At 47.2% G+C, this 25,647-nt stretch carries 25 protein-coding genes; 17 read left to right on the forward strand and 8 right to left on the reverse strand.

The window, feature by feature from the left end; translation table 11 throughout:
* Positions 1 to 385 precede the first annotated feature (385 nt).
* Both NST58_RS02655 and NST58_RS02660 read right to left on the reverse strand, forming a co-directional pair.
* Entirely contained in the window at positions 386 to 886 is a 501-nt protein-coding gene (locus NST58_RS02655; RefSeq protein WP_076185218.1) for a cytochrome c biogenesis protein CcdC, read from the reverse strand.
* Between the two features lie 207 nt (positions 887 to 1,093).
* On the reverse strand, positions 1,094 to 1,354 hold the full coding sequence (locus NST58_RS02660) for a GlsB/YeaQ/YmgE family stress response membrane protein (RefSeq protein WP_036682650.1): 261 nt from the start codon (positions 1,352 to 1,354) through the stop codon (positions 1,094 to 1,096).
* Positions 1,355 to 1,604: 250 nt separating this feature from the next.
* Here NST58_RS02660 and NST58_RS02665 point away from each other — a divergent pair, with 250 nt between their 5' ends.
* Positions 1,605 to 2,654, forward strand: coding sequence for a lactonase family protein (locus NST58_RS02665; protein ID WP_076142066.1), 1,050 nt, complete (start codon positions 1,605 to 1,607; stop codon positions 2,652 to 2,654).
* A gap of 129 nt (positions 2,655 to 2,783) precedes the next feature.
* Here the strand turns inward: NST58_RS02665 and NST58_RS02670 are convergent, their stop codons facing one another.
* On the reverse strand, positions 2,784 to 5,051 hold the full coding sequence (locus NST58_RS02670) for an alpha/beta hydrolase (RefSeq protein WP_339246092.1): 2,268 nt from the start codon (positions 5,049 to 5,051) through the stop codon (positions 2,784 to 2,786).
* 387 nt (positions 5,052 to 5,438) lie between these two features.
* Between NST58_RS02670 and NST58_RS02675 the strand changes: the two genes are divergently transcribed.
* The 4 genes from NST58_RS02675 (at position 5,439) to NST58_RS02690 (ending at position 8,842) form a co-directional block, all read left to right on the forward strand.
* The gene (locus NST58_RS02675) at positions 5,439 to 6,566 is read left to right on the forward strand and encodes a sulfate ABC transporter substrate-binding protein (protein WP_036682645.1); all 1,128 of its coding nucleotides are present in this window, start codon (positions 5,439 to 5,441) and stop codon (positions 6,564 to 6,566) included.
* A gap of 93 nt (positions 6,567 to 6,659) precedes the next feature.
* On the forward strand, positions 6,660 to 7,508 hold the full coding sequence (gene cysT, locus NST58_RS02680) for a sulfate ABC transporter permease subunit CysT (protein WP_076124574.1): 849 nt from the start codon (positions 6,660 to 6,662) through the stop codon (positions 7,506 to 7,508).
* A gap of 122 nt (positions 7,509 to 7,630) precedes the next feature.
* Entirely contained in the window at positions 7,631 to 8,500 is an 870-nt protein-coding gene (cysW, locus tag NST58_RS02685; RefSeq protein WP_339246095.1) for a sulfate ABC transporter permease subunit CysW, read from the forward strand.
* A 117-nt stretch (positions 8,501 to 8,617) separates the two neighbouring features.
* Entirely contained in the window at positions 8,618 to 8,842 is a 225-nt protein-coding gene (locus NST58_RS02690) for a YezD family protein (protein WP_076101319.1), read from the forward strand.
* A 722-nt stretch (positions 8,843 to 9,564) separates the two neighbouring features.
* On the opposite strand, the gene NST58_RS02695 is transcribed toward NST58_RS02690, so the two are convergent.
* Complete coding sequence (locus NST58_RS02695) at positions 9,565 to 9,873, reverse strand: hypothetical protein (RefSeq protein WP_076142069.1); 309 nt, start codon at positions 9,871 to 9,873, stop codon at positions 9,565 to 9,567.
* Positions 9,874 to 10,052: 179 nt separating this feature from the next.
* On the opposite strand from NST58_RS02695, the gene NST58_RS02700 reads away from it, so the two are divergent.
* The 3 genes from NST58_RS02700 (at position 10,053) to NST58_RS02710 (ending at position 13,071) form a co-directional block, all read left to right on the forward strand.
* Positions 10,053 to 10,466: a GNAT family N-acetyltransferase gene (locus NST58_RS02700; RefSeq protein ID WP_339246097.1), complete on the forward strand. Its 414-nt coding sequence runs from the start codon at positions 10,053 to 10,055 to the stop codon at positions 10,464 to 10,466.
* Positions 10,467 to 10,698: 232 nt separating this feature from the next.
* Complete coding sequence (locus NST58_RS02705) at positions 10,699 to 11,331, forward strand: NAD(P)-dependent oxidoreductase (RefSeq protein ID WP_076218933.1); 633 nt, start codon at positions 10,699 to 10,701, stop codon at positions 11,329 to 11,331.
* Positions 11,332 to 11,421: 90 nt separating this feature from the next.
* A complete protein-coding gene (locus NST58_RS02710; RefSeq protein ID WP_339246101.1) occupies positions 11,422 to 13,071 on the forward strand; it encodes an NAD(P)H-hydrate dehydratase in 1,650 nt (549 codons plus the stop codon).
* A gap of 16 nt (positions 13,072 to 13,087) precedes the next feature.
* Here the strand turns inward: NST58_RS02710 and NST58_RS02715 are convergent, their stop codons facing one another.
* Positions 13,088 to 13,543, reverse strand: coding sequence for a hypothetical protein (locus NST58_RS02715; RefSeq protein ID WP_076142073.1), 456 nt, complete (start codon positions 13,541 to 13,543; stop codon positions 13,088 to 13,090).
* Positions 13,544 to 13,574: 31 nt separating this feature from the next.
* Positions 13,575 to 14,474 (reverse strand): SDR family oxidoreductase, encoded by a 900-nt coding sequence (locus NST58_RS02720; RefSeq protein WP_339246103.1) that lies wholly within the window; start codon positions 14,472 to 14,474, stop codon positions 13,575 to 13,577.
* 125 nt (positions 14,475 to 14,599) lie between these two features.
* Here NST58_RS02720 and NST58_RS02725 point away from each other — a divergent pair, with 125 nt between their 5' ends.
* The 4 genes from NST58_RS02725 to sdaAA all read left to right on the forward strand — a co-directional run bounded on the left by NST58_RS02725 (position 14,600) and on the right by sdaAA (position 17,337).
* Positions 14,600 to 15,175 (forward strand): DUF4269 domain-containing protein, encoded by a 576-nt coding sequence (locus tag NST58_RS02725; protein ID WP_076124562.1) that lies wholly within the window; start codon positions 14,600 to 14,602, stop codon positions 15,173 to 15,175.
* A 2-nt stretch (positions 15,176 to 15,177) separates the two neighbouring features.
* The gene (locus NST58_RS02730) at positions 15,178 to 15,597 is read left to right on the forward strand and encodes a GNAT family N-acetyltransferase (protein WP_076124560.1); all 420 of its coding nucleotides are present in this window, start codon (positions 15,178 to 15,180) and stop codon (positions 15,595 to 15,597) included.
* 154 nt (positions 15,598 to 15,751) lie between these two features.
* On the forward strand, positions 15,752 to 16,462 hold the full coding sequence (gene sdaAB / locus NST58_RS02735) for an L-serine ammonia-lyase, iron-sulfur-dependent subunit beta (protein ID WP_076124558.1): 711 nt from the start codon (positions 15,752 to 15,754) through the stop codon (positions 16,460 to 16,462).
* On the forward strand, positions 16,459 to 17,337 hold the full coding sequence (gene sdaAA / locus NST58_RS02740) for an L-serine ammonia-lyase, iron-sulfur-dependent, subunit alpha (RefSeq protein ID WP_076124557.1): 879 nt from the start codon (positions 16,459 to 16,461) through the stop codon (positions 17,335 to 17,337). The genes sdaAB and sdaAA overlap by 4 nt, the downstream gene beginning before the upstream one ends.
* A gap of 2 nt (positions 17,338 to 17,339) precedes the next feature.
* Here the strand turns inward: sdaAA and NST58_RS02745 are convergent, their stop codons facing one another.
* Positions 17,340 to 17,642, reverse strand: coding sequence for a hypothetical protein (locus NST58_RS02745; protein ID WP_076124555.1), 303 nt, complete (start codon positions 17,640 to 17,642; stop codon positions 17,340 to 17,342).
* A gap of 62 nt (positions 17,643 to 17,704) precedes the next feature.
* Between NST58_RS02745 and NST58_RS02750 the strand changes: the two genes are divergently transcribed.
* Positions 17,705 to 17,902 (forward strand): YwbE family protein, encoded by a 198-nt coding sequence (locus tag NST58_RS02750; RefSeq protein ID WP_036682616.1) that lies wholly within the window; start codon positions 17,705 to 17,707, stop codon positions 17,900 to 17,902.
* Positions 17,903 to 17,975: 73 nt separating this feature from the next.
* Here NST58_RS02750 and NST58_RS02755 read toward each other — a convergent pair whose 3' ends face one another.
* Complete coding sequence (locus NST58_RS02755) at positions 17,976 to 18,692, reverse strand: HNH endonuclease signature motif containing protein (protein WP_076276010.1); 717 nt, start codon at positions 18,690 to 18,692, stop codon at positions 17,976 to 17,978.
* Between the two features lie 366 nt (positions 18,693 to 19,058).
* Here NST58_RS02755 and NST58_RS02760 point away from each other — a divergent pair, with 366 nt between their 5' ends.
* The 4 genes from NST58_RS02760 to NST58_RS02775 all read left to right on the forward strand — a co-directional run bounded on the left by NST58_RS02760 (position 19,059) and on the right by NST58_RS02775 (position 25,508).
* The gene (locus tag NST58_RS02760) at positions 19,059 to 19,448 is read left to right on the forward strand and encodes a hypothetical protein (RefSeq protein ID WP_249267764.1); all 390 of its coding nucleotides are present in this window, start codon (positions 19,059 to 19,061) and stop codon (positions 19,446 to 19,448) included.
* Between the two features lie 52 nt (positions 19,449 to 19,500).
* Positions 19,501 to 20,520, forward strand: coding sequence for a LacI family DNA-binding transcriptional regulator (locus tag NST58_RS02765; RefSeq protein WP_339246109.1), 1,020 nt, complete (start codon positions 19,501 to 19,503; stop codon positions 20,518 to 20,520).
* Between the two features lie 394 nt (positions 20,521 to 20,914).
* Positions 20,915 to 22,252 carry a glycoside hydrolase family 30 protein gene (locus NST58_RS02770; RefSeq protein ID WP_339246111.1) on the forward strand — a complete coding sequence of 446 codons (1,338 nt, stop codon included), beginning with the start codon at positions 20,915 to 20,917 and terminating at the stop codon, positions 22,250 to 22,252.
* 28 nt (positions 22,253 to 22,280) lie between these two features.
* Positions 22,281 to 25,508, forward strand: a complete 3,228-nt coding sequence (locus tag NST58_RS02775; protein WP_339246113.1) for a cellobiose phosphorylase — start codon at positions 22,281 to 22,283, stop codon at positions 25,506 to 25,508.
* The last annotated feature ends 139 nt before the right edge of the window (positions 25,509 to 25,647 follow it).

Genomic DNA, 25,647 nt, shown 5'->3' on the forward strand with positions numbered 1-25,647 from the left:
TCTCTAAAAGTTATACGCAGTATAGGCTTCCAAATGATATTTATTTCAGCATTAAGGTCTTTTGGAAGCTTATCGTTAGGTATGCTTATAGTTTAACGTATCCCTTCGCAAGTTACCTGACATCGGACTTGCAAAGATTATATTTTTTCTGTTTAATGCTGAATAGGTGACATGATGAGTTAGTTATTTCAGGAGATCTATCCCTATAGTGTATGTAAAGTGCTTAAAGAGGATGTAATAAGAGGATGGCTAATTGATGTCAGAAAAGGGTGAAAAGTAGAAAAAAGCAGAGGAGAACATAAGCTTGAGTTACAAGAGGTAAGAAGTCATCTCAAGGATATCGGGTAAGAACCCTGAGATGGCTTCTTAGGATTATTATTGATAATCATGGCTGCGGCAGCAGACTCACCGAGGAGGTCATAGCCTTATAACGCTTGAACATAAAAAATCTCCAATGAACAATCATGCCGAAGGCTAAAATAAAGAACAAACCACCGGACTGTGGAATAGACACATAACGGTTAATAAATTCATGGAGTAAAGTGCGGACTAGAAGAAGTCCGAGCAGGATAAACGCAAAGCTCTTGGAGCGTTGAGCGTAAATTTGTCCATCACGTTGTTCAAAGTGGGTGCTGCGTATAAGAGGATACGCGAAGATGAACCAGCCAATCAAAAAGGCGACTGCCGCCCACCATAATGGGAATCTGACCGCAGGTGCCACAAACATGGCAAAACCCGTCGACATACCGAGAGGTGGAATCCATATTTTTCGAATAGTAACCGGACGTGCGCTTGCTTTTAGACGAATGAAAATAACCATCAGCGCCATGAACAAAGCCCCTAATGTGGAGCCAATATGTAGAAGCGAGGGGTTTATGTTACCCATGATACACGACCTCTCTATGATTTCAGTCACTTGTATCTTCATTATAACAGAAAAACGATGGCAAAACATTGAAGTGTATTGGCTCCATCCCCGCAACAATTCCAGCAGAGGAATTTTTTCTTAAAGGAACGATACATACAAAAATCCCCGCCAGAGCATACTCTGACGAGGATTTATTGATGTGAATATTATTATCTCAGCCCAGACTTACGAACGGCTGCGTCCACTTGTCGAGCGAAGAATAAGGCTCACGATAAAGATCAGCACAACGGCACCGATCAAAGAAGGGAAGAAGTAGAAATCACTTACTTTAGGTCCCCAGCTTCCCAGAAGCACGCCACCCAGCCATGAACCGATAATACCAGCGATGATATTACCGATAACACCACCAGGAATATCTCTGCCCATAATCAGACCAGCCAACCAACCAATAACCCCACCAACGATTAACATCCATAGAAAACTCATGTTACTTCAACTCCTTCGTTTTGTTGTTTGCGATGTCTACTATTAACCTTTGTGACCATCTTTAAACCACATGGAAAAACTTACTTCTTCCGGAACGGTTAGGAAGTAGGCTCTAAATGCAGTTTCGATAATGTATTACAACTATAAACATGCTATAGTGAAAAAATATTATAAAATTATGAGTAAACCCCTATTAGTAAAGGGTAAGTAAGAAGTAATACAATACATAAAAGATAAAGGAGCCACTATTATGGAACGGGCTAATGAGGCATTGTTTTATGTAGGAACGTATAACTCTGAGAACGAGAAGGCGATTCAGTTATGTGCGCTTAGTCTTTTATCGGGGGAAATGAGAATTCTTGAGGGTACCGAGGGAATTGAGAACCCATCGTTTTTAGCTGTGAATAAAGCAGGCAGCGTGTTGTATGCAGTTAGTGAGAAGGATCAAGGTGAGGTTTACGCATATGCAATTGATCCTGCAACTAAAGCGTTGCAATCACTTGGAAGTCGTTCTACGGAAGGCGGCGCTCCTTGTTATGTCTCCATTAGTCCTAAGGAAGATTACATATTCGTCTCCAATTACTCGGGAGGCAATGTTAATGCTTTTCCTGTAAATGAAGATGGTTCGCTTCAAGAGATGTCCGACCAAGTAAAACATGTGGGTTCAGGCATTCGTGAAGACCGTCAGGAGGCTCCGCATCCGCACTCTGTCATTCCGGACGCAAGTGGTAGACATGTGCTGGTGTGCGATTTGGGACTGGATCAAATTGTGATCTATCGCCCTGAAGAGGGCAAACTGGTAAAACATCGTGAGCTTAATCTGCCACCTGGTTCAGGTCCACGTCATCTGGCGGTGCATCCCTCTGGACAATGGATCTACCTGGCGAATGAACTGAATTGTACAGTAACGGCATTTGCTAATGATGAACAGGATGCAAATCTAAATGTTTTACAGCATCTTAGCACGCTTCCTGATAATTATACTGCCGGTAGTGACGATACAGCTTCCGATATTCATGTCTCCCCTTGTGGCAGATTCCTGTATGTCTCCAATCGGGGACAAGACAGTATCGCCCTGTTCCATATCGATGAATTAACGGGTCTGCTTGAAGCAGTGGATTGGCAGGGTACCGGCGGGCGTACTCCGCGTAACTTTGCAATTATTGGGGATAAGCTGCTTGCTGCTAATCAGAATAGTGATAATATTACCTCGTTCTCCATCGATAGTGAGAGTGGCAGATTAATCCCTACAGGAAATGAATTGGAAATGAAGTCACCTGTTTGTGTGCAAGCGTTGTAGGCTGAGACTAGGTTATTGTATGTCGTAAAAATAAGGGCTATTCCCGCAATCCATTCATTTTTTCGTGAGTGGAGGTTGGGAATAGCCCTATTTTGCAAATGAAGTCCTAAGGATAATAGCAAATGATTTTTAAAATGTATTTCGGATACCTAAATCGTAAAAACCGATGTCATCCAGCATGATCCGGTCGCCTTCTTCATCAAGATAGAAGGTGATTTCTGTCAGGTTATCAGGATCCAGCTCTGGTTCTTCCTCTTGAAATTGTTCGAACGGCATCTCGTAGGTTTGAAATACAGCTTCGGAAAGGTCACCGTATTTGCCATCGTTTATCCGCTCTTCAAGCCATGGGAATAACGTGAACTGAGTTTGTGGAAGCGGCAGTATGTCCATTACTTCATCCAGCGTCAAGCGGGCTGAGGTATCATTATGGTCAGTTAACTCCACCTCAACCTTTGGAGGTAGTGGAACATCCATTTCTTCACTAATGTCACCATTCAGATTTGCCATAGAGAACGTAAGGCCATCTGCCCCTAAAAGAGCAGTTTCAGTACGGACACTGTCGTTAAGCTTAATGTTGTAATAAGCTTCTTCGTTTTTGCTGGCTGTGCGTTCAAGGACAACACCATAGGTGGCTTTGCTTTTTGACTCCCGGTCTTTAGCCAGCTCTTCTGACCAAGAAACACCCGATGCTTCTGCTGTTCCCAGTTCTACTGTGTTTTTGTTACGGTCATCGTCGAATGTGGCTACAGGACGATATCCCCCGCTTTGGAATCGATTGTAGTAGGCGGTATCTGGTAACCACTTCAGCCCGCTGCGATAATCCCGGAACAAGCTTTGGTATTCCTCTTTTTTATGCAAGGTGGTCTCCAAGAAAGCTGATACATAGACCTTAGCGATTTGCCGTTGTTTGTCTGCATCCATGATTTGTGCCCGATTTAAGAAGAGTCCAGCTGGCAAGGTCTGATCATACCCGCCCCAATCGCTGTTGAATTGACTGTGATTGGCGTCCGCAATATACAGCGAGCTTTTGAAAGCAGATGATCCTTGGGAATAGGAGGTACGTATATACTGCCGATCACCATAGAAATCATGTACATCTCCATCGCGGGCTCCCTGCAGGGTCAAATAATTGATGTCTTTGAGACGGGCTTGCTGGTCATCTATCGTTTTGTCCGTTGGTGCAAGCGCGATTACAGAGGTTATATTAAAGCGATTAACTGCCGCCATCACCGGATCATCCTTGAACCAACGAGTGGCATCCGCGGCCATAGCTACGGCTTGTCCTCCGCGGCTATGGCCGAGCAGGGCGGTTTTTGTGAAATCTATTTTCTGATAAAAAGGACTGCCCGGATCATCTGAAAAATCTGCTAGCTGCTCTAAATGTTTCAGTAGGATCCAAGTCCGTACTTTAAAATCATTGTCCGGAATACCGGACCAAGCAGAATAATTCAGGAAATTCTCATCGAGCGAGATCGCGATAAATCCCCGGCTTGCCAATAGTCCGCCGAGATAAGCGTACCCGCCATCAGAGTAATCTTCCATCATATGGTTGCCGTGCACCATCAGTACTACTGGATAAGGACCTTCACCTTCTGGCATCCATACGCGACCATTCAAGGGAAGTGCCTTATAATCGAAACCCCAGAATAAAGTGCGCAGCTTTGACCAATCCTTAATATAAGCAGAAGCATCGGCCGTAGAGGATATCAAGCTTGTATCCTTACCGTATTCGGCACGATGTAGATCGGTACCACTGGCATAGGTGAAGGTCTGATAAGCTAGATTACCTGGTTTTCCAGGATCGGAGGCTGTAAGTGGAACAACTTCCGTATCGTTGATGTCGACCGACTCTGAAATAGGCAGTTCTTGCACTCCGCTTGCCAGCGCAAGTGGGGAAAAAGTCACTGCCACTGTTAGCAGAAGTCCTAATGTTATTCTTTTGCTGCGGAGCAGGCCAATGGCTAATCCGCCTAGTGCTCCTAGCAGTGCAAGCACGACCGCAATGACAACCGCAGCCTCAATTTCAAAATCTGCATAATATAAGATTAGTAGAATAGCTCCAAAATCACTCAATACACAGCCTGCGAATAATCTTGGGATACGCAGTCCGGTCAACGCTAGCAGAACAGCCAAGATATTGCCGGAAATCGCCAGCAGGACAGTGCCTGCACCTGCAGCAAGAGCGATATCGGTAGGTTTACCTAATCCAGTAGGAATGCCTAACACGGCAGTACTAAAGGCTAAAAAGCATATTATCCACAGACCGGCTATTGCTGTTCTCCAAACTGCTGTATCGTAACGGTAGGTTCCCCTAATTCTTCGTCCAATTTCTTGAGCCATACGTCTGTGGAGCCGCGGTTTCAACGGCACAGGGACGTACTCTAAATCCATACCCATGACTCTCTCCCCTGACATAAAGCGGTAATTTCTCTTAACCCATAAGCTGTAGCAATAATATTACTTTATAGCATCAATAACAAGTGGATCTTACAGGAACCGACCCCATAGCTTGTATGGTGTGGTGTGTGGGAGTTTTCTTTGACATAGGCTGGAAAAAAAGGTTTGACACAGTTAAAGGGTTTCAGTATTATATCCATATAAACCAACTAAGTAGATAGGAATAATTGAAGAAGGTTCTTACCGTACGAACGGAGGAACGCCTGCATTAGGCTCGCAGACACGGTCTTAGGACCGGTTTGACCTGCCATACGTAGGCTTTCCTCCGTTCTTTTTGTGTTACCCAAGGGTTTGTCTGGTACGAAAAAACATGGGGGAGTGGAAAAGATGAAGAAAAAGATGAATAAAGGGCTTCTTGTAGGGTTTAGCTTGTTGCTGACGGCAGGGCTTACTGCTGCTTGCGGCAGCAATAACAATAACGGCAATAGTGCTAGTCCGGCAACAGACGCACCAGCAACAACCAATTCAGCGGAGGCCACAAATGCGGCTGAAGCCACCAAAACTCCATCTAAAGATCCAGTAGAACTACTGAACGTATCTTATGACCCTACTCGCGAATTGTACGAGAATTATAATAAAGCTTTTGCTGCCTATTGGGAGAAAGAAACAGGACAGAAGGTCACCATTAAACAATCCCACGGTGGATCGGGGAAACAAAGCCGTGCTGTGCTTGATGGCCTGGAAGCGGATGTTGTGACATTAGCACTTGGTTATGATATTGATGCCTTGCAGGAAAAGGGACTGATCAACGAGGGCTGGCAAAGTAAATTCGATCATAACAGCTCGCCTTACACCTCGACTATCGTGTTCCTTGTACGCAAAGGGAATCCGAAAGGAATCAAGGATTGGCCAGATCTGCTCAAAGAGGGCGTAGAGGTTATTACACCAAACCCGAAAACATCAGGTGGTGCACGCTGGAACTACTTGGCGGCTTGGGGTTACGCACTAGACCAGAACAATAACGATGAGGCTAAGGCTGAGGAATTTGTAAAAGAACTGTTCAAGCATGTGCCAGTGCTGGATACCGGTGCGCGTGGATCTACGACAACGTTTGTGGAGCGTGGAATTGGTGATGTGCTGATCGCATGGGAGAATGAAGCCTATTTATCCGTGGAAGAGCTGGGACCGGACAAATTTGATATCGTGAATCCTTCGGAGAGCATTCTGGCTGAACCGCCAGTAGCTATAGTAGATAAGGTTGTGGACAAAAGAGACACGCGTGAGGTATCCGAGGCGTACCTGAAGTATCTCTATAGTGAAGAGGGACAAAAAATCGCGGCTGAGAACTATTACCGTCCTACATTAGATAGTGTGAAAGAAGAATACAAAGATAAGTTCCCGGAAATCAAGCTGTTTACATTGGCTGACAAATTCGGAACCTGGAAAGAAACGCAAGAGAAGCATTTTAATGATGGCGGGATCTTTGACAAGATTTATGTGCCGGGTGCCAAATAACAGATGAATGAAATGCAGGATATGATCATTGAGATTTGTCCCGGTAGGGGCTGATCGGCTAAAAGGCCGAAGGCGAGAAAGGATGAATAGGGGATGAATGTCACCACTACGGCTGCACCAGCAGCAACGCGGCGCAAAATACTGCCCGGCTTCGGGCTGACGATGGGCTACAGTGTATTATATCTGAGTCTAGTGGTTCTACTGCCACTTTCGGCGCTGCTGTTCAATTCTACAGGTCTGAGCTGGGCGAAATTCTGGGATGTAGCTACGGACCCGCGGGTATTAGCTTCGTATCGTGTGAGCCTGTCGACAGCTGCTGCCGCCGCTTTTGTAGATGCAATTCTAGGTCTTTTGCTGGCGTGGGTACTGGTACGTTATGAATTTCCGGGCAAAAGAATATTTGATGCGCTGATCGATCTCCCGTTTGCCTTGCCGACAGCTGTAGCCGGTGTCTCCTTGACGGCGCTCTATGCAGGCAATGGCTGGATTGGGTCTTGGCTTGAGCCGCTGGGATTAAAGGTGGCATTCACTCCGCTCGGGATTACCTTGGCTTTGATGTTCATCGGCATACCGTTCGTTGTCCGGACGGTGCAGCCGGTGCTGGAGGATTTGGACAGAGATATGGAGGAGGCTTCGGCAACCCTTGGCGCAGGCCGCTGGAGAACCTTTCGTTCAGTAGTTCTGCCTGAGCTGTTTCCGCCACTGCTAACAGGTTTTGCTCTAGCTTTTGCTCGGGGCATCGGTGAATTCGGCTCCGTCGTGTTCATCTCCGGTAACATGCCGATGAGGACGGAGATTGCTCCGCTGCTTATTATGTCTAAACTGGAGCAATATGATTATGCCGGAGCTACCGCCGTTGCCCTGCTATTGCTCCTCATCTCTTTCTTAATGTTACTTGTTATTAATACACTTCAGCGATGGGTTCGTAAGACTTCTCGTTGAGGGTAATCGCCGTGACAGCAGACGTCCGAACATGTTCAAACTTACTCGGAGACACTCGATATCTGCCGTTGATATTGAATATTCCAAGCTATCTTGTCTTCGTAAAACCCTTTAAAGGAGGAATGATTTTGGCCGGTACCGTCCCTCTCCATACCCCCCGGCTACAAAAGAATGCGTCCTCGTCCGCGACAACGGAAACCCCAATTGTAAAATGGGTGTTGATCGGAGCGGCTGGGCTAGTCCTTTTTTGGCTGATTGCTCTGCCATTAGTTGTTGTGTTAACCGAGGCACTTAAGAAGGGCTGGGACGTATATATTGCAGCCCTGACTGATCCGGATGCCCGCTCAGCGCTGCGATTGACGCTGCTTGTTGCGGCGATAACTGTACCTCTGAATACCTTTTTTGGTGTAACAGCGGCGTGGGCTGTAACCAAGTTCCGTTTCCGCGGCAAAGGGTTTCTGATCACCTTGATTGATCTCCCTTTTGCAGTCTCGCCAGTCATCGGCGGCCTAATCTTTGTACTCGTCTTCGGAGCAAACGGATGGTTTGGCCCTTGGCTGAGCGCCCATGATATTAAGATCGTATTTGCGCTTCCGGGTATCGTGCTAGCCACGTTGTTTGTGACGTTTCCTTTTGTAGCGCGTGAGTTAATCCCGCTGATGGAGGATCAGGGTACACAGGAGGAAGAAGCGGCAATTACACTCGGCGCACATGGGTGGCAAATCTTTTTCAGAGTCACGCTGCCTAATATTAAATGGGGGTTACTATACGGCATTATTTTGTGTAATGCGCGGGCCATGGGTGAGTTTGGTGCGGTTTCTGTGGTGTCCGGGCACATCCGTGGGGAGACGAATACGCTGCCGCTGCATGTTGAGATTTTGTACAACGAATATCAATTTTCAGCATCTTTTGCAGTAGCTTCTTTGCTCCTGTTATTGGCTTTGGTAACGATGATTATTAAAAGCTGGTTGTCGCGAAAAAATGCCCATTGACATGACTTTTAGTTCCATGCTAAGTTAATTCATAGTATACTGGTTGGTAATAACGGAATTGAGGAAAAAAGGAATTTAGGCGGATATAATCCTTTGGTGAGAAAGGGAGGCTAGAGAATGGCTAAACCGCTGAAAGTGGACGATTTATGGCTTACGCGGATTGCAGGACTTCTGGATGATATGGAATTTGGCTCATTGCATATTGTGGTTCATGAAGGTCAGATTGTTCAGATGGAGCGTACGGAACGCAAACGGTTTGAGAATAGCAGTGGCAACGCAAATGGACGTTATATTGGTGAAAGCGGCAGCCGGCGGGCCGATTCTCAATCGGCGGGACGTTGATTCAATCTCTGGGCAATCATAAAGGTATATATCAACTTTTTGGATAAAAGATTATGGAGTTGTCACATAAGCCACGAAATGGCTGCTGGGGCAACTCCTTTTTCTTCGTATGCTTGATATTTGGCACGTATGACGCACCATATGACGCACCCCATCGGACTCAGTTGACACTAAACGCAGTATTATGCCACATTTGCCCCGCTAACGGACCGCATAGCCGCTATTGGCATAAAAAACACCACATATGGACCTGATTCTAAGCAATAACGTCCCTGGAGTCCGAAACCACGCTCCAAAAGCTGAAAAGGCGCAAATAACGTCATCTGGGTCCGTAGGTCGCAGGAATGATGAGTGATGAAGCAGACCGCCCCGAGTAAAAACACAGCAATATGTCATCTGGGTCCGCAGGTCGCCGGGAATGATGATTGTTGAAGCAGACCGCTCATGAGTAAGAACACGGCAATATGTCATCTGGGTCCGTAAGTCGCAGGGAATGATGAGTGTTGAAGCAGACCGCTCATTAGTAAGAACATACAATACGTCATCTGGGTCCGTAAGTCGCAGGAATGATGAGTGTTGAAGCAGACCGCTCATGAGTAAGAACACACAATACGTCATCTGGATCCGTAGGTAGGTCGCAGAGGATGATCTGTCTTTTTACGACTTTTACAAATGATTCGGCCCGTGGGATAGCTACATATTTTGATGACGCAGTACGTTTGTTAATAACGAGGGGCTTGGCGTGAGGCGGATACGCCCTCCATCAACAGGATGAACGCAGTAATAGCGTGCATAATCCAACCAACGAACGGAACAAAAGCTAAAATCGAGGTGATAATGCCCAGAACGTTCCCCATGAATGGTTTATGTTCTCTTTGCAGCACAACAACGGCTACAGCATGAAGCAAAAAGGCAATGGCCAAAGGGACCCAACCATTAGCAATGATAAAGAGTCCGCCAATCAACGGCAGAGCCAGAAAAGCTTCATAAAGGCATGTTCCCCATTTAAACAGCTTGGCTACAGGAGACATAATGCTTCACCCACCCTTTTAAAAATATTGTTACAGATACTATTCCACACAGTCAGTAAAGGAATTCAAGAATATAATGCTTATCCCTCAGTTTCAAAAACATCCCTAGCAGTGAGCCTTGCCTGTGAACCATGCAGTCGTATATAGTGGGAACAGCAATGCTGAACGGAGGAGTGCGGGTGGAAACAACAAATAAGCTTGATATATGCCATGAACAGCCTTCAGTGGAACAGTATTTGGCGCTGAGAAAAGAAGCTGGGCTGAGTGAAATGAGTGTGGAAGGTGCAGCGATCGGTTTGCCTCGTTCTATTTTTGCGGTAACTTTGTATGAGGAGAATAACCTAATCGGGATGGGGCGGGTGATTGGCGATGGGGGATGCTTTTTTCAGGTCACGGATATCGCGGTCAAGCCTTCACATCAAGGACGAGGTTTGGGAAAGCTGATCATGCGGGAAATCAGGGAGTTCCTTAATACTGTACCTGACAAGGCTTATGTAAGTCTGATTGCAGATGGAGAAGCCTCGAAGCTCTATGCACAATACGGATTTGAATCGGTTATGCCACGTTCTCAGGGAATGTTTTTGCGTCGCTAAGCTAAGGCGAATTCATGCTGCTTTTTTAGTAGAGAGTGCCCCTTGTATTGGTTAAGGGGTTTTTGGTCTGGAAGTGGAGTAGTAGGTGCGATCTGGTTTCGATTGGATCTCAGGGGATAAATAATGTTTAAAGGCTGTAAGGGAAAAGCTATTCAGATGAGCATCAAAAAAATAATAGAGCAGGAAGGCTGCACGATAATGGCCTTGCTCGTAGAATGTGAGGAACAACAAGATGGATGTTGTAATATTGGGCGCTTCAGGAACGATTGGAAAGGCAATTGTACAGGAGGCATTAAAAAGAAAACACGAAGTAACAGCTGCGGTACGCAATCCAGAGTCAGTAACTCTCGAACACGAGCGTTTACATGTCACAACGGTGGATATTCTTGATCCGGCTTCAGTAGCAGCTGCGGTCCGTGGCCATGAAGAGGTAATTAGTGCTTATGGACCAGGAGCGGGCCACGAGCAGGATCTGATTACGGCGGCAAAAGCGTTGGTGGAGGGTATGCAGACGGCAGGGTTAAATCGGCTGTTGGTTGTTGGAGGTGCAGGTAGCTTAAAGACTGAAACTGGAGAGCTGCTGATGAATACACCGGATTTTCCGGAAGAGTTTAAACCAGTTGCAGAGGCGCATGCGCAGGCTTATGAGATTTACAAAAATACAGAATTGGATTATACGTATCTCAGTCCTGCTGCGGTAGTTCATCCAGGTCGTCGTACAGGTCATTTCCGCATCGGATTGGACCGTCTTATTCTAGATGAGAATGGTGAAAGCAAGATTAGTGTGGAGGATTTCGCTGTAGCTATGGTGGACGAGCTGGAGGAAGGGAATTTTAGTCGGGCCCGATTTACTGTCGCTTACTGATATCAGACTTGCGCCGGACTTGCGCTCGGACTTGTATTTGGAATTGCCTGTGAAGCTTTGGAACGGTAGATAGCGGAAAGGGGCAAAATCATGTATCTGGTAACTGCTGAGCAAATGAGGCAGCTGGACAGCGAAACGATCCAGCAGCTGGGGATTCCAGCGATTGCGCTGATGGAGAATGCGGGAAGAGTTATCGCAGAGGAGATCATCGCGCTTTGCCGGGAGAGAGGCGGGGCAGGCTGCAGGAATGCAGCTAAAGGGAACGATGCCGGGCTAAAGCAGGCCGCGCTGGGTGACCCAGGCAAGGCATTTAAGGTCAGCGCAGATCATGCGCTGACGCTTGCCTCTGCCGCAGCCGAGCGATGGTTCATCCTCGTCGGCAAAGGCAACAACGGCGGCGATGGCCTCTCCGCCGCACGGTACCTTCGCGAGACCGGCATCGCCGTCACGCTCGTCTATGCGGTGCCGCCGGAGTCGCTCTCCGGCGAGGCCGCCCTGCAGCGCGATGCCGCTGCAGCCATGGGCCTGCCTGCCGTAGTATACGGCAGGGATCGGCTGGACCTTGCCGAGTGCAGCGGCATCCTGGATGCGCTGCTCGGCACCGGCGGCGCGGGAGCCCCGCGCGGCGCCTATGCGGAGCTGATTGCCGCAGCGAACAGCAGCGGCAAGGTCATTGTGTCCGCGGACATCCCCAGTGGTCTGAACGCGGACACAGGAGAGACGCATGAGCCTTGCATTCATGCGTCAGTGACGGTATGCCTCGCGTTTCTCAAGCGAGGCCTCCTGCAATACCCCGGTGCAGGCGCAGCGGGGCATGTCAAGGTACGGGCCATCGGCATTCCGACTGCTCTGGCTCTTAACAGCGGTGTGCAGGTTCACCTGCTGACACCGGAAGTGCTGCATGCCCATCTGGGGGTCGATCTGGCCCGGCGGCGGTCGCCAGAAGGCCATAAGGGAACTTATGGGCATGTACTCCTTGCTGCCGGCACCTTACGGATGAGCGGCGCCGGACTACTGGCAGCCCGTGCTGCGCTGCGCACGGGCTGCGGACTGGTGACGTGGGCGCTTCCTAAGAAGCTGTTACCTTCCGTCATCGGTGTTGTTCCTGAACTCATGCTGGCTGATGTAGGTGGCAGTGAAGAGGGAAACTGGAAGGCTGAGACCGCGTCCGAGCTACTGAAGTTAAGCGAAGAGCGAGATGCAATCGCTGTGGGACCAGGTCTTGGACGGTTCCCAGGTGATACAGATTGGCTTCGCAGTCTTTGGGAAGGCAGTGATTGCCCGCTGGTTATCGATGCGGATGCTTTAAATATTCTGGCTGACTCCGATTATAAGATTTGGGCGCGGCGCCGTCATTCTGTAATTCTGACACCTCACCCAGGCGAAATGGCTCGCCTGGCTAACCTAACTACGGCTGAGGTCCAACGTGACCGAATCGGTCTGGCTATGGACTATGCCAAGGAGCATGGGGTTACACTTGTGTTAAAAGGAGCACATACCGTGATAGCAACTCCTGAACGGCAAGCTTATGTAAATACCACAGGCCATCCCGGCATGGGCACTGGTGGAGCTGGTGATGTGCTAACGGGCATGATTTCCAGCCTGCTGGCTCAGGGACTTCATGCTACGCAGGCAGCAGCTTTTGGGGTATACCTGCACGGATTAGCAGGAGAGGGAGCAGCCCGTCAGCGGAATAATCCGGCGGCTATTATTGCCGGAGATATCATTGAAGCGCTTTGAGTATCCCTAATAAGGCTTATGACAGCAGTAAGCAGAGCAGTGGCAGAAATAGGGCGAATACTGGCAGCAACAGAGGAAACCTTTCTACACCAAGCTGGGTCACTCTGAGAAGGAGTAGTCCAAGGACTCCACCCAGACCCCATAGCAGATACTCTGCACCTTGTTCCGCTGCCAGCCATAGACCTGCACCAAAACCTGTGACGACATATACAGCAAGGGGCAGGATAGGGGATTTGGAGCGCAGAATACGCAGCAGTACATCTGCTACTAACGCCGCAGGCAATCCATAAGCATAAATGGCATAAGGAATCGATAGTGGCCAGCCTTCAGGAATTCCATCGGATTGTGGAAATCCAAGCATAAGTAAGGTAATAAGGACGTAAGTTAGCCCTGCGCAGGCTAATTTGGTTAATGCGTACATGCCACTGCTTAGGCGGACAGAAGAGATATCATAATCATTTATCTTATTCATTTGATATACATTCCTCTCGTGGTGTAATGCATCAGCTGGTGACCATGTCTCCACCATTGACATGAATACATGTCCCGGTAACATACGAAGAATCCGGTCCCGCTAAATAAAGATAGGCTCCTGCTAACTCATATGGCTGTGCGGCACGTTTAAAGGGTGTATCCGTCCCAAATACACTAACCTCATCTGCAGAGTAGCTGGAGGGAATTAGTGGTGTCCATACAGGTCCGGGAGCTACGCTATTGACACGAATGCCAGAGTCTAAGAGTGATAAGGCTAAAGAGCGGGTAAAGGAGACGATCGCGCCTTTAGTTGAGGAATAATCTATAAGCTCTTTATTTCCTTGATAGGCAGTAATGGAAGCAGTGTTGATGATGGCTGCACCTTTTTTTAGATGTGGAAGTGCGGCTTGTGTCAGGTAAAAGAATGGAAATATATTCGTCTGAAACGTTTGGTAGAGCTGTGCTTCCGTGATATCCAGAATACTTTTTTGCGGATACTGGACGCCATGATTGTTGACGAGGATGTCCAGCTTGCCAAAAGTGCGAAGGGTATGCTCCACAGCCTTGAAGCAGTTTTCCTTATGGCGTAAATCAACTTCGATCCGCAAACAACGTTGCCCTAATTCTTCAATTCGCCGCTGAGTGACCTCTGCATCTGAAGCTTCGTATAAATAAGCTATAGCGACATCTGCGCCTTCCTTTGCAAAAGCAATGGCCGCCGCTTTACCAATTCCGCTGTCGCCTCCGGTGATGAGCGCAATTTTTCCTTTTAGCTTTCCGCTGCCGGTGATCTCCGGATTTTCACTGATGGGGCGAGGATTCATTAGACTCTCTAGACCAGGCTGACGGTCTTGGTGCTGTGGGGGAAAAGCAATAGGCTGTTCCTTACATATCGTTTGTTCCCCATAATAGGGGTAGGTGGGGTTCATTTTTACATACACTCCTCCTTGCCTTCTATCTTCCGTATATTTCTATGCATGCGCCTAGAAAAGCGTGCGCTGTTATCCGGTCCTGCCTGTGTTTATAACCTAGTTCGAGGGAGCGTTTGTCAGAGATGAATGATTGGCGAAACATAGAGTATCTGAATCGTGGAACTCCAGTGCAAAAAGAGGTCTATACCCTGTTAAGAAAATTAAATATTATGAGTTTGCTGGCCGACTATAACCCGGTGCTGGTTGGCACAGTGCCGCTTGGTATTCAGGTGAAGGGCAGCGATCTGGATATTATTTGTGAGGTGCATGATTCCGTAAAGTTTACGGACATTGTTAGTCGATATTTCGGAACCATGGATGAGTTTACTAGTGTATCGCGTGTGGTTGATGGGGTCCCACGAACGAAAATTAACTTTATGGCCGGTGGCTGGCCTATAGAACTGTTTGGGCAGCCGCGACCCACAGCTCTGCAGAATGGTTACTTACATATGATCATTGAAGCGGAAATTCTAGCTCAGCTGGATAATGATTTTCGCCAGCAGATCATTACAATGAAAACAAACGGGTGGAAGACCGAACCTGCCTTCGCGCAAGTGCTGGGCTTGGAAGGCGACCCTTATGAAGCGCTGCTGATGCTGGAAAAGCTTCCGCGGAGTGCTCTTTATGCTTTTTGTCATTCTATACAAGCGAGGGGATAGACATGAATTATCGAGAGATGATTGCGGATGATTATGAAGCTGCCCACCAGCTATGGGAAAATACAGAGGGAATGGGACTTAGTGAAGCGGATTCGAGACTGGAGATTACGCGTTATCTGGAGCGTAATGCTGGCTTCAGCCAGATCTGCGAGAATGAAGACGGCCGGATTGTAGGAACTGCATTGTGTGGACATGATGGGCGAAGAGGTTATATGTATCATGTTGCAGTTAGTAATGACTGCCGAGGCATGGGCATCGGGCGTGAGCTTGTAAAGCGTTGCCTCGGTAATTTACATACAGCTGGTATCGCAAAATGTCATCTGATGGTGATTGGAACCAATGAACAAGGAAGAGGATTCTGGGAAGGGATAGGCTGGCAGTATAGAGGTGGAATTATGTTATACTCCCAGGATATCTTGTGATACAAATATGCGAAATGAAAATACTATCTAAGTAAAATATCATTAGATTAGAAGTGGATATATCACAGCAAATGTAACGGTGAACTCCGACTGCCAGTGCAGTATACTATATATGAGTTTGATAATTGCCTATTTTGCAGGCAGGAGGTCTTTTATGCGTTTTAAAGATGTGTTTTCAATTATTGGTCCGGCCATGGTCGGGCCTTCAAGCTCGCATACAGCCGGTGCGGCACGGATCGGAAGGGCTGCAAGGCAGGTGCTGGGTGAAGTGCCGCGTGTGGCAGAAGTGACGTTTTTTGGTTCTTTTGCAGCTACTTATCAGGGCCATGGCACAGACAGGGCTATTGTCGGAGGACTTTTGGATTACGCTACCGATGATCATCGGTTACCCGACTCTCTGGAGTTAGCGGCTGAAGCTGGGATGGACGTATCTTTTGAGCAAGGAACGGGATTGTTTCCTCATCCTAACACAGTTAAACTGCATCTTATCGGACAAGAGACAGGAAGTGAGCTGACTTTAACGGGGACATCCATCGGTGGTGGAAACATTGAGATCGTCGATGTGGATGGTTTTGGAGTAAAGCTTACGGGAATGTATCCGACGGTATTGATTCATCATATGGATTATTTAGGTGTTTTGGCGAGTGTTACAGAAGTGATGCGTAACGGACAATTTAATATAGGGCATATGTCTCTGGATCGGAAGAATCGCAGCGGTGCAGCCTTAACGGTGCTGGAGCTGGATGAAGCTGCTACTCCAGAGCTTATTGAAGCGCTTAAAGCGCTCACTGCGGTGAAATCGGTGAAATTGGTTAATTTAAACGAGGGTAAGCAAGATGAGAAGGGGAAGGAAAGCTTAACATGAATTTTCAAACACTTAGCCAACTGGCTGTATTATGTGAGGAACGTGGCCTCACCATTGGAGCCCTTATGCTTGAAGAGCAAAGCGCGGAATCGGGACGTTCCAGTGAACAGGAATTTGCCACTATGCGTGAATATTATGGGGTGATGAAAGAGGCTGTTCATCGTGGGATGCATGAAGATACCACTTCGCGCAGCGGTCTTACGGGAATGGATGCCCAGCGTGTAGGAGCCTATAACGCAGCAGATGAACCATGCCTAGGTGGACCCGCTGGTCAAGCAATGGCCTATGCCTTGGCTGTGTCCGAGGTTAATGCCTCAATGGGCCGCATAATTGCTACACCTACCGCAGGTTCATGCGGAATTATTCCGGGTGTATTTCTCAGCTGCCAGGAACGGTTTGGCTGGGATGATGACTATATGGTTACCGGTTTGTTCGCTGCAGGAGCGATCGGTTATGTCATTGCCAACAATTCGTTTGTATCTGGTGCAGAGGGTGGCTGTCAGGCGGAGGTCGGGTCGGCCATCGGGATGGCGGCAGGAGCTTTAACCGAACTGCGTGGAGGAACGCCTGCACAAGCAGTGCATGCTGTTGGACTGGCGCTTAAGAACACCTTAGGACTGATTTGTGATCCGGTGGGAGGACTTGTAGAGATTCCTTGTATCGTTAGAAACGGATTCGGTGCAGTGACCGCGCTCGCCGCCGCCGATATGGCACTGGCTGGCGTACGTAGCGTGATTCCTTCAGATGAAGTAATCAAGGTCATGCTTGAGGTAGGCTCAGCTATGCCAGAAAAACACCGCGAGACCGCAGGTGGCGGATTAGCACAGACACCTACCGGCCGCAAGATCATGCAGGATTTACGTAAAAAGAAGTGATTTTAGAGCATTTTGAAACGTTCCAACTGTTCCCATAATCCTTCCTTCCGAAGGATTTCTGCTTGTTTGGGTCCCAAAAGGTCAAAGTGGGGGAATGGCGAACGATTATGAATATATTTAGCCGGCAGTCCATTTTCCTCACACCAATATGTTAGTCTGGTCAGGTCACTACAGCCGACCTTGGTGACAGTAGTCATGCCGGGAAAACGCGGGTCTAGCCAGTAATGGGTTAAGAAAGCGATCTCTCCTGCGGAGACAGCCTTTTTCCAGCGGGTTAATTCTTCTCTGTTGATGCCAAAGGCCATTACGTCTCCTCCTTATGTAGTATAGTTGACAACATTATAACCCATTGAAAGGGGATTACATCATGAACGGACAGGTAAGAGCCGATATTCGTCCTGGGCTTGAAGTGGATATTGTGCTTAAGCAGGATCAGCCGACGGGTAAGCTAACACATGGAACGGTAAAGGATATTCTCACGAACTCACCTCGACATCCGCATGGCATCAAGGTGCGTTTAACCAGTGGACAGGTAGGACGAGTTAAGAATATTGTTGCTAACTAACAACAATAAACTTTACCTTTGATTTTTATAAAAAAGCGCCCCTAATCAACAGAGATTGGGGCGCTTTTCTTTTTTATCTGCTCATAAAATCCTCAACGGACTGATCGGCTTTGGTCTGATTACATAACGTACAAGCGCAAACGCAATTATCCGGAGTAGTATGGCCACCTTTAGCACGGGGGAGCAAGTGATCTATAGTGTCTCCATAGGAGCCACAGAAGTAGCAAGTATAGTTGTCTCTGGTCAATATATAAGCACGGAAATCCTTATTGCTGTAAATCCGGCGGATGGTTCGGCGATTCACTACGATAGCGGCATGTTCTCTGACTAGAGTAACTGCAAGCTCGTAGTCAATTTCCTGATGCCAGCGCCGTCCTTTATCACTGTGGCCACGCATTAGAATTTTCCCTTTGGCAGAGGGAATCAATTGCGTTGGATCTTCGGGACTCAGTTTCGCGCCTTGAGAATGAGAATGTTTCCTTCGTTGTTCCAAGCCCTGTATGCGCTGATTTGGGTTGGATTGCGGTGAAGAAGCAACCGTAGGCTTTCCTTGTTTGGAGCGTTCCTTGACAGCCAAAGAAGGGGATTGAATGGTATCAGTTTGTACTGGAATGGGACCTGCTGCAAGAGTGAGATCTATGTTTTGTCGTTGATTGCGGCACTCCCGACAAGCGCCACGGCGAGACTGACCTTTGGAACGTTTGCCGGTACGTTTACGAAATTCAGAGAGCGGCTTCTGTTGCTGGCAATAGGTACATTGTTTGGTGGATAAAAGATGGGTATCGTTCATAGATATGTTAGGTTCAGCGCAACTTAGCGCCCGTCCTGTCTCCTTGTTTTTTAGGATCCAATGTATTTTATTTATTAGATTCAGTCGGCAGGGTTAACATTTCGTTCTAATCTTAGTATAGCGTAAAATACAATCGTTCACATCGCACTCAAAAAAAGCTTAAATACGGCTTTTTGTGTGATATCTGTCTTGGTGACATTCAGGAAAAACATGTAAAATCGAAAAGAGCTGTAAGGAATGCTCTACTTTTTAAACATGGGAAGGGGTACTGAAATGAAGCCAACCAAAAGAAGGCCGTTTACGGTAACATTGCTTTATATTTTTCATATATTTTTGGGGGTTGGAGCGTTAGCAGGAGGCGGGTCAATGGTCATAGATCCTAGTGGTGATCTGATACACATACCCACATCTATGCTGGAAAGATCGCCATTTTCAGATTTTTTAATTCCGGGTATTTTGCTATTCATCGTATTTGGTATCCTGCCCATGCTCGTGTTATATGGGTTGATCAAGAGACCAGAATGGCATTGGGTGAATACTTTGAATCCCTTTAAGAAATTATATAGCTTCTGGGCATTGTCCCTATATATCGGCTTTGGTCTAATTATTTGGATTATGGTACAGACGTATATGCTCGACAGTGTGGTAATCATACATCTGGTCTATATGAGTCTAGGGCTTTTGATCCAAGCTGTTACGCTGCTTCCTTCCGTACAAAGTTACTTTTTGCTGGACGGCGGTACCGAAAGACGTTAAAATTGCAGTGAACAGAAGGTATTTCATTAGTCTGGGCAAGGAGTGAACCGGATTGACAACTATATACGATATTGCCAAAAGAACCGGTTACTCTCCTACAACGGTATCCAAGGCGTTTAATAATTATTCCGATGTACGGGAGAAGACTCGCCAGGAAATTTTCCGGGTTGCCCAAGAAATGGGATATTTGCCGAATTCCCATGCCCGTACACTGACTACTAAGAAATCATGGACCATCGGTGTATTATTTGTAGAGAATACGGGATTTGGTATTCGCCATCCCTTTTTTAGCGCTGTGATCGAGAGCTTTAAGAAGGTTGCTGTGGATAAGGGGTATGCCCTCATGTTTATTTCCAAGGATGTTGGGGGTAAACAAAGTGGGTATTTGGAGAATTGCCGAATCCGTGGTGTAGATGGTGTTGTCGTTTTCTTGTCTGATTACGAGGACCCCTATTTCCGTGAGCTGCTAGAGAGTGATATTCCTACTGTGATTCTGGATTTTGAGACTAACCAGTCGCATACGGTATGTTCGGATAATACGGCTGGAGCTCAGCTTGCGATAGAGTATTTAGTTTCTTTGGGTCATCGCAAGATTGCTCATATTTCCGGGGGGATGAACACTTTTCCCGGTAAAACTCGGGAGTTAGGGTATAAGAACGCTATGAAGCGGCAGGGGCTTGAAGTGCCGGAGTCCTATGTTGTGAATGGAGCTTTTTATTCTCGTGAAAGTGGTTATAACGCGATGCTGGAGCTTCTTAAGCTACCTGATCGGCCAACCGCTGTTTTTGCTTCGGGTGACATGTTAGCTTTAGGGGCTATTATGGCAGCAAAAGATAGTGGACTTTCCGTCCCGCTGGACCTTTCAGTTGTGGGATACGATGATATTGATCTAGCTGAGTATGTTACACCTGCATTGACAACCATTCGTCAGGATACGGCACTTTTAGGAAGCCGGGCAGCGGACATTCTTTTAGCATCGATTGAAGGGAAACAGTTGGATAAGGAAGCGGTTTTAGTTCCGGTAGAAGTGATCGAACGGGAATCCTGTGCACCTCCGGCTAGCGGGAATTAGGGCTGTATCAAATTCCATAACTACAGAGAGCGGGCTGCTATCCACAGGATAAATCTTGACGTAGAGAAAAGAGTCCTGATAAAGTAGAGGACATCATAGCTTGAATTTTTTCTATGCGGTATTTGCTACAGCGTATTCAGAGGAATAGGGCTATAATGGGCATATTGTTATGCCGCTTTTTACCTGCTCTCGTTAGATCATTTTTTTTCGTTATAATCGAAACCGGTTTCGATTATAGGTTTCGAATTGAGATGAAATCAAAATTTACCGAGGGCTTCCTTGAATTTTCTCAAACGTTTCAGTGGCCCATCGCTCCGAACCCTAACATCGGATGGTGATCCAGTAAAGGCAGTGCTTGTTGTTAGTAACAAAACAATTAGAGGAGATGGATGAAATGGCAAAAGTTCAAACTGTAGTAACTGCAAAAGATACAGGGGAACGCTTAACTCCGAAAGAGGCAATTGTTTTTAGCACAAGAGTAGATTCTGGATCTGCCGATGTAGAGCTTAGGCCAGAGCAGGAGTTCCAAAAGATGATCGGATTTGGCGGCGCTTTCACAGAAGCTGCGGCCTATACGTTGTCACGGCTCAGTCCTGAGAAACGGGCAGAGGTTATTCACCGCTATTTTCATCCGGTAGAGGGGTTAGGCTATAACATGGGTCGTGTTCATATCCATAGCTGTGACTTTGCTCTTGGAAATTATACTTATGTCGCTGATCATGATACGGAGCTGGCTACCTTTGATATCTCTCATGATCATAAGTGGGTGCTTCCGCTGATTAAGGATGCAATGCAGGTAAAAGGCGGGCCGTTCACGATGTTGGCGTCTCCTTGGAGCCCTCCGGCATGGATGAAAACAAATGGTGAAATGAATAATGGAGGATCACTCAAGCCAGAATACGCTGAAGTTTGGGCACGCTATTATACCAAATTTATCGAAGCTTATGGGAAGGAAGGCGTACCTATTTGGGCGGTTTCTGTGCAAAATGAGCCGGCTGCTGTTCAAGTCTGGGATTCTTGTATTTATAGTGCGGAAGAGGAACGCGATTTTGTTAAAAATCATCTCGGTCCAGTGATGCAGCAGGCAGGCCATTCCGATGTGAACATTGTCATCTGGGATCATAACCGCGATATTATGGTCGAACGTGCTTCGGTCGTATTGTCTGATCCTGAAGCTGCACAATATGTGTGGGGTACAGGCATCCACTGGTATGGTGGTGAGGAGTTCGACAAGGTAGAAAAGGTACATGATCTATTTCCTGACAAACATCTATTGTTCACTGAGGGCTGTCAAGAGGGCGGCGTCAAGCTTGGCGAATGGTTTACAGGTGAACGTTACGGCAGAAATATGATTGGGGATCTCAATGCATGGACAGAAGGGTACCTGGACTGGAACCTGGTACTGGATGAGACCGGCGGGCCCAATCATGTAGGGAATCTCTGTGATGCCCCAATTATTGCAGATACAACAACAGACGAATTGCACTATAACAGCTCTTATTATTATATCGGGCATTTCAGTAAATTTATCGCGCCAGGTGCGGTACGGATTGGCTTTACTTCTGAAGCGGAAGGAATCCTATCCACAGCATTCCGTAATCCGGACGGCAGCATTGCTGTCATATTGATGAATGAGAGCGAAGAAGTTCGCGCAGTAACCCTGGGGCTTGGCGAAGAGATTGCCAACTGCGAGCTATCCCCTCATTCTATCGTAACGCATCTGATTTCATAAATAAGTAACAGTTTAGGAGGACATTAACGTGAGTAATTATTATTTCCAATCAGGTAACTTTGTAATGGAGCAGTTTGATACAGGAAAGCCTTTCTCTAGTTTCCTGCCAGGTCTTGCAGGTCTTAAGGGAATTCCAATGTGGACTTTTTATGTAAACCGGGGGCAAGCGATTTGCAGCTTTGGGGTACGCGACAAGAACTCGCCAATCATGGAATTCTCTCCAGCAAATATCTCTTATAAAGACGTAGGAACCACCGGATTCCGAACCTTTATTAAAATAAAAGGCGAGCAAGAGATTTATGAGCCATTTCAATCGGCACGTCCAGATCCTGCCGCCAAGCGGATCATGACCATTTTGCCTAACGGACTGACCCTTGAAGAAAGCCATGCCGGGCATGGGCTGAAGACGACTGTACACTATTTTAATCTGCCTAATGACGATTATGCCGCGTTGGTACGTCGGGTGGAGATTGAGAATATCGGTGGCAAAGAGATTGAGCTGGAGCTGATGGATGGTCTGCCTGAGATTTTACCTTACGGAGTAGAAAACAGCGGCTACAAGGAGATTGGTAACCTGCTGCGCAGCTGGATGGACGTATACAATCTGGAGAACGGTATTCCGTTCTATAAGCTGCGTTCCAGCACCAATGATAGTGCACAGGTTAGCGAAATCACAAATGGACATTTCTATCTGTCGTTTACTGGAGAAGGAGAAAAAGTCGCGCCAATCGTTGATTTCGAACTTATTTTCGGCGGCAATATCTCTCTTACTTACCCAGACCGTTTTGCGGAATTAACGCTTTCGGAGCTGAGTGAGCTTCCACAATATCCAGTCAATAAGGTTCCTTGCGGCTTCAGTGGTGTGGCTAGACGTTTGGCACCCGGCAGCAGCTTGACCCTGAATACTTTGGTTGGGCATGTAAATGACATCGACAAAATCAATAAAAAGGCGGAGCAGTTATGCCGGGATGAATATATCCTGTCCAAATCCAAGGAAGCCGCAGGTCTGACAGAGCAATTAACAGAAGACATTGCCACGCACACTTCATCGGCTGTGTTTGATGCTTATTGCCGTCAGTCCTATCTCGATAACTTCCTGCGCGGAGGCTATCCTTTTATTTTTGACAATGGCGGAGATGGCTTAGTAGTTCATTTATATTCCCGCAAGCATGGCGATTTGGAGCGCGACTATAACTTCTTCTCACTTGCCCCAGAATATTATTCACAGGGGAACGGTAACTTCCGTGACATGAATCAGAACCGCCGGAACGATGTGTTTTTTAATCCGAAGGTGGGCAGCTTCAACATCAAAATGTTCTATAGCTTGATTCAAGCAGATGGCTACAATCCACTAAGTGTTCAAGGAACAACCTTTGAAGTGAAGCCAGACAGCAAAGCGAAGGCTGCGGAATGGATCGGAGAAGCGGCTGCGGATCATCAAGCTGAGCTTGTTAAGCTATGCAACAGCCGGTTCACCCCAGGCAGCCTGATCAATTACATTGCGGATCAAAACGTTACGCTGAAGGTTAGTGAGCAGGAGTTTCTGTCGGGTCTGCTGGCTCTTTCACAGCAAAACATTGAGGCTGCTTTTGGCGAAGGCTTCTGGTCTGATCACTGGACATATAATTTGGATCTCGTAGTAGGTTATTTGGATATTTTCCCTGACAAGAAGCAGGAGCTTTTATTTGGGGATAGTACTTATGCGTTCTATGACAGCCCAGCATATGTGCTGCCCCGTAGTGAGAAGTATGTAATTAGTGACGGAAAAGCCCGGCAATATGGCGCCCTCCTTGAGGATGAGGAGAAGCTGCATAAGCTGAAATGGAAAGCTGGAGATACCCATTGGCTGCGTACCAAAGGTGGGCAAGGTGCTATTTACCACACCAATCTGTTCGTGAAGATGTTGTCTCTTGCTTTGAATAAATTTGCTACGCTTGACCCTTACGGCATGGGTGTGGAGATGGAAGGCAACAAGCCGGGCTGGAACGATGCTATGAACGGTCTGCCGGGATTGTTTGGCTCCGGAATGAGTGAGACTTTTGAGCTGAAGCGTACTGTAGTCTTATTGCTGGATGTGCTGAACGGTGCTGAGAATGTACAGGGAGCTGTAAAGCTGCCAGAAGAAATCGCGGAGCTGCTTGAAGCGGTATATCACGCGGTAACTGCTGTCCTAGCAGGAGAAGTGGAACAATTCAACTATTGGGATACAGTAGCTTCAGCCCGTGAAGCTTATAGAGCAAGTATCCGGTTTGGAATTACTGGTGCTGAAACTGAAGTAACCTTGGAACACATCCGCGAAGCCCTTTCCAAGTTCCTGGTTAAAATTGATGAGGGGATCAACAAGGCGGTAGAAATGGGCAATGGACTTACCCCAACCTATTTCCGTTTTGAAGCGGAGAAATTCCATCAGGTAACAGATGCTGAGGGTCAGCCAGTCATTAGCGGATACGGATTGCCAAAGGCTGTGGTAGAGGAGTTTAAGGCTTATGCCTTGCCTTATTTCCTTGAAGGACCTACCCGCTGGTTGAAGACGATGAAGAATCCGGTGCAGGCAAAAGAAATCTATAATCTGATTAAGCAAACAGAGCTGTATGATCAGGCAACATCTATGTATCAGACCTCTGTTAGTCTAGATGGTGAATCGCATGAAATCGGACGGATGAGAGCCTTCACACCAGGCTGGCTAGAACGGGAGTCTAACTTCCTGCACATGTCCTATAAGTATTTGCTTGAGCTGCTGAAGGGCGGGCTGTATGAGGAATTCTACGGCGAGCTGAAGACGTCGCTGGTGCCATTCCTTGATCCTGCTGTTTATGGACGCAGTACACTGGAGAATTCATCATTTATCGCAACTGGAGGCAATCCTGATCCAAATAACCATGGTAGGGGGTTCGTAGCGAGACTTAGTGGATCGACCGCGGAATTCTTAAGCATGTGGAGAACAATGATGGCTGGAAGCCATGTTTTCAGAATGGAGGATGGAGCGCTTACGCTGTCTCTCGATCCGGTATTGCCAGGATGGCTGTTTGATGAAGAGGGCAAACTGTCTTTCACTTTCCTAGGGAATACGGAGGTAATCTATTCTAATCCAAAACGTGAAAATACCTTTGGCGAGAAGAAGGTTAGCATTCAATCTTTGATGCTTGTATACCGCAATGGAACTGTGACTAAAATATCTGGAGCGTTCGTGCGCGGTGCAGAGGCAGAGGCTCTGCGGCGTGGAGAAATCGTGCAAATTCAAGCAGTATTAGCATAAAAATAGAGGGGCGAGCTGCGGCTCGCCCTTAAATTTTCACTCAATCCGAAAAATGGTACCTATAATCCGAAATTCAAAGCCTTACGGAGACAGGCAAAAGCAAATACAATGGATACATAAACATTGTAAGCGCTTTAGA

This window comes from Paenibacillus sp. FSL R10-2796, assembly GCF_037965315.1.
GTDB classification, from domain to species: Bacteria; Bacillota; Bacilli; order Paenibacillales; family Paenibacillaceae; genus Paenibacillus_AQ; species Paenibacillus_AQ odorifer.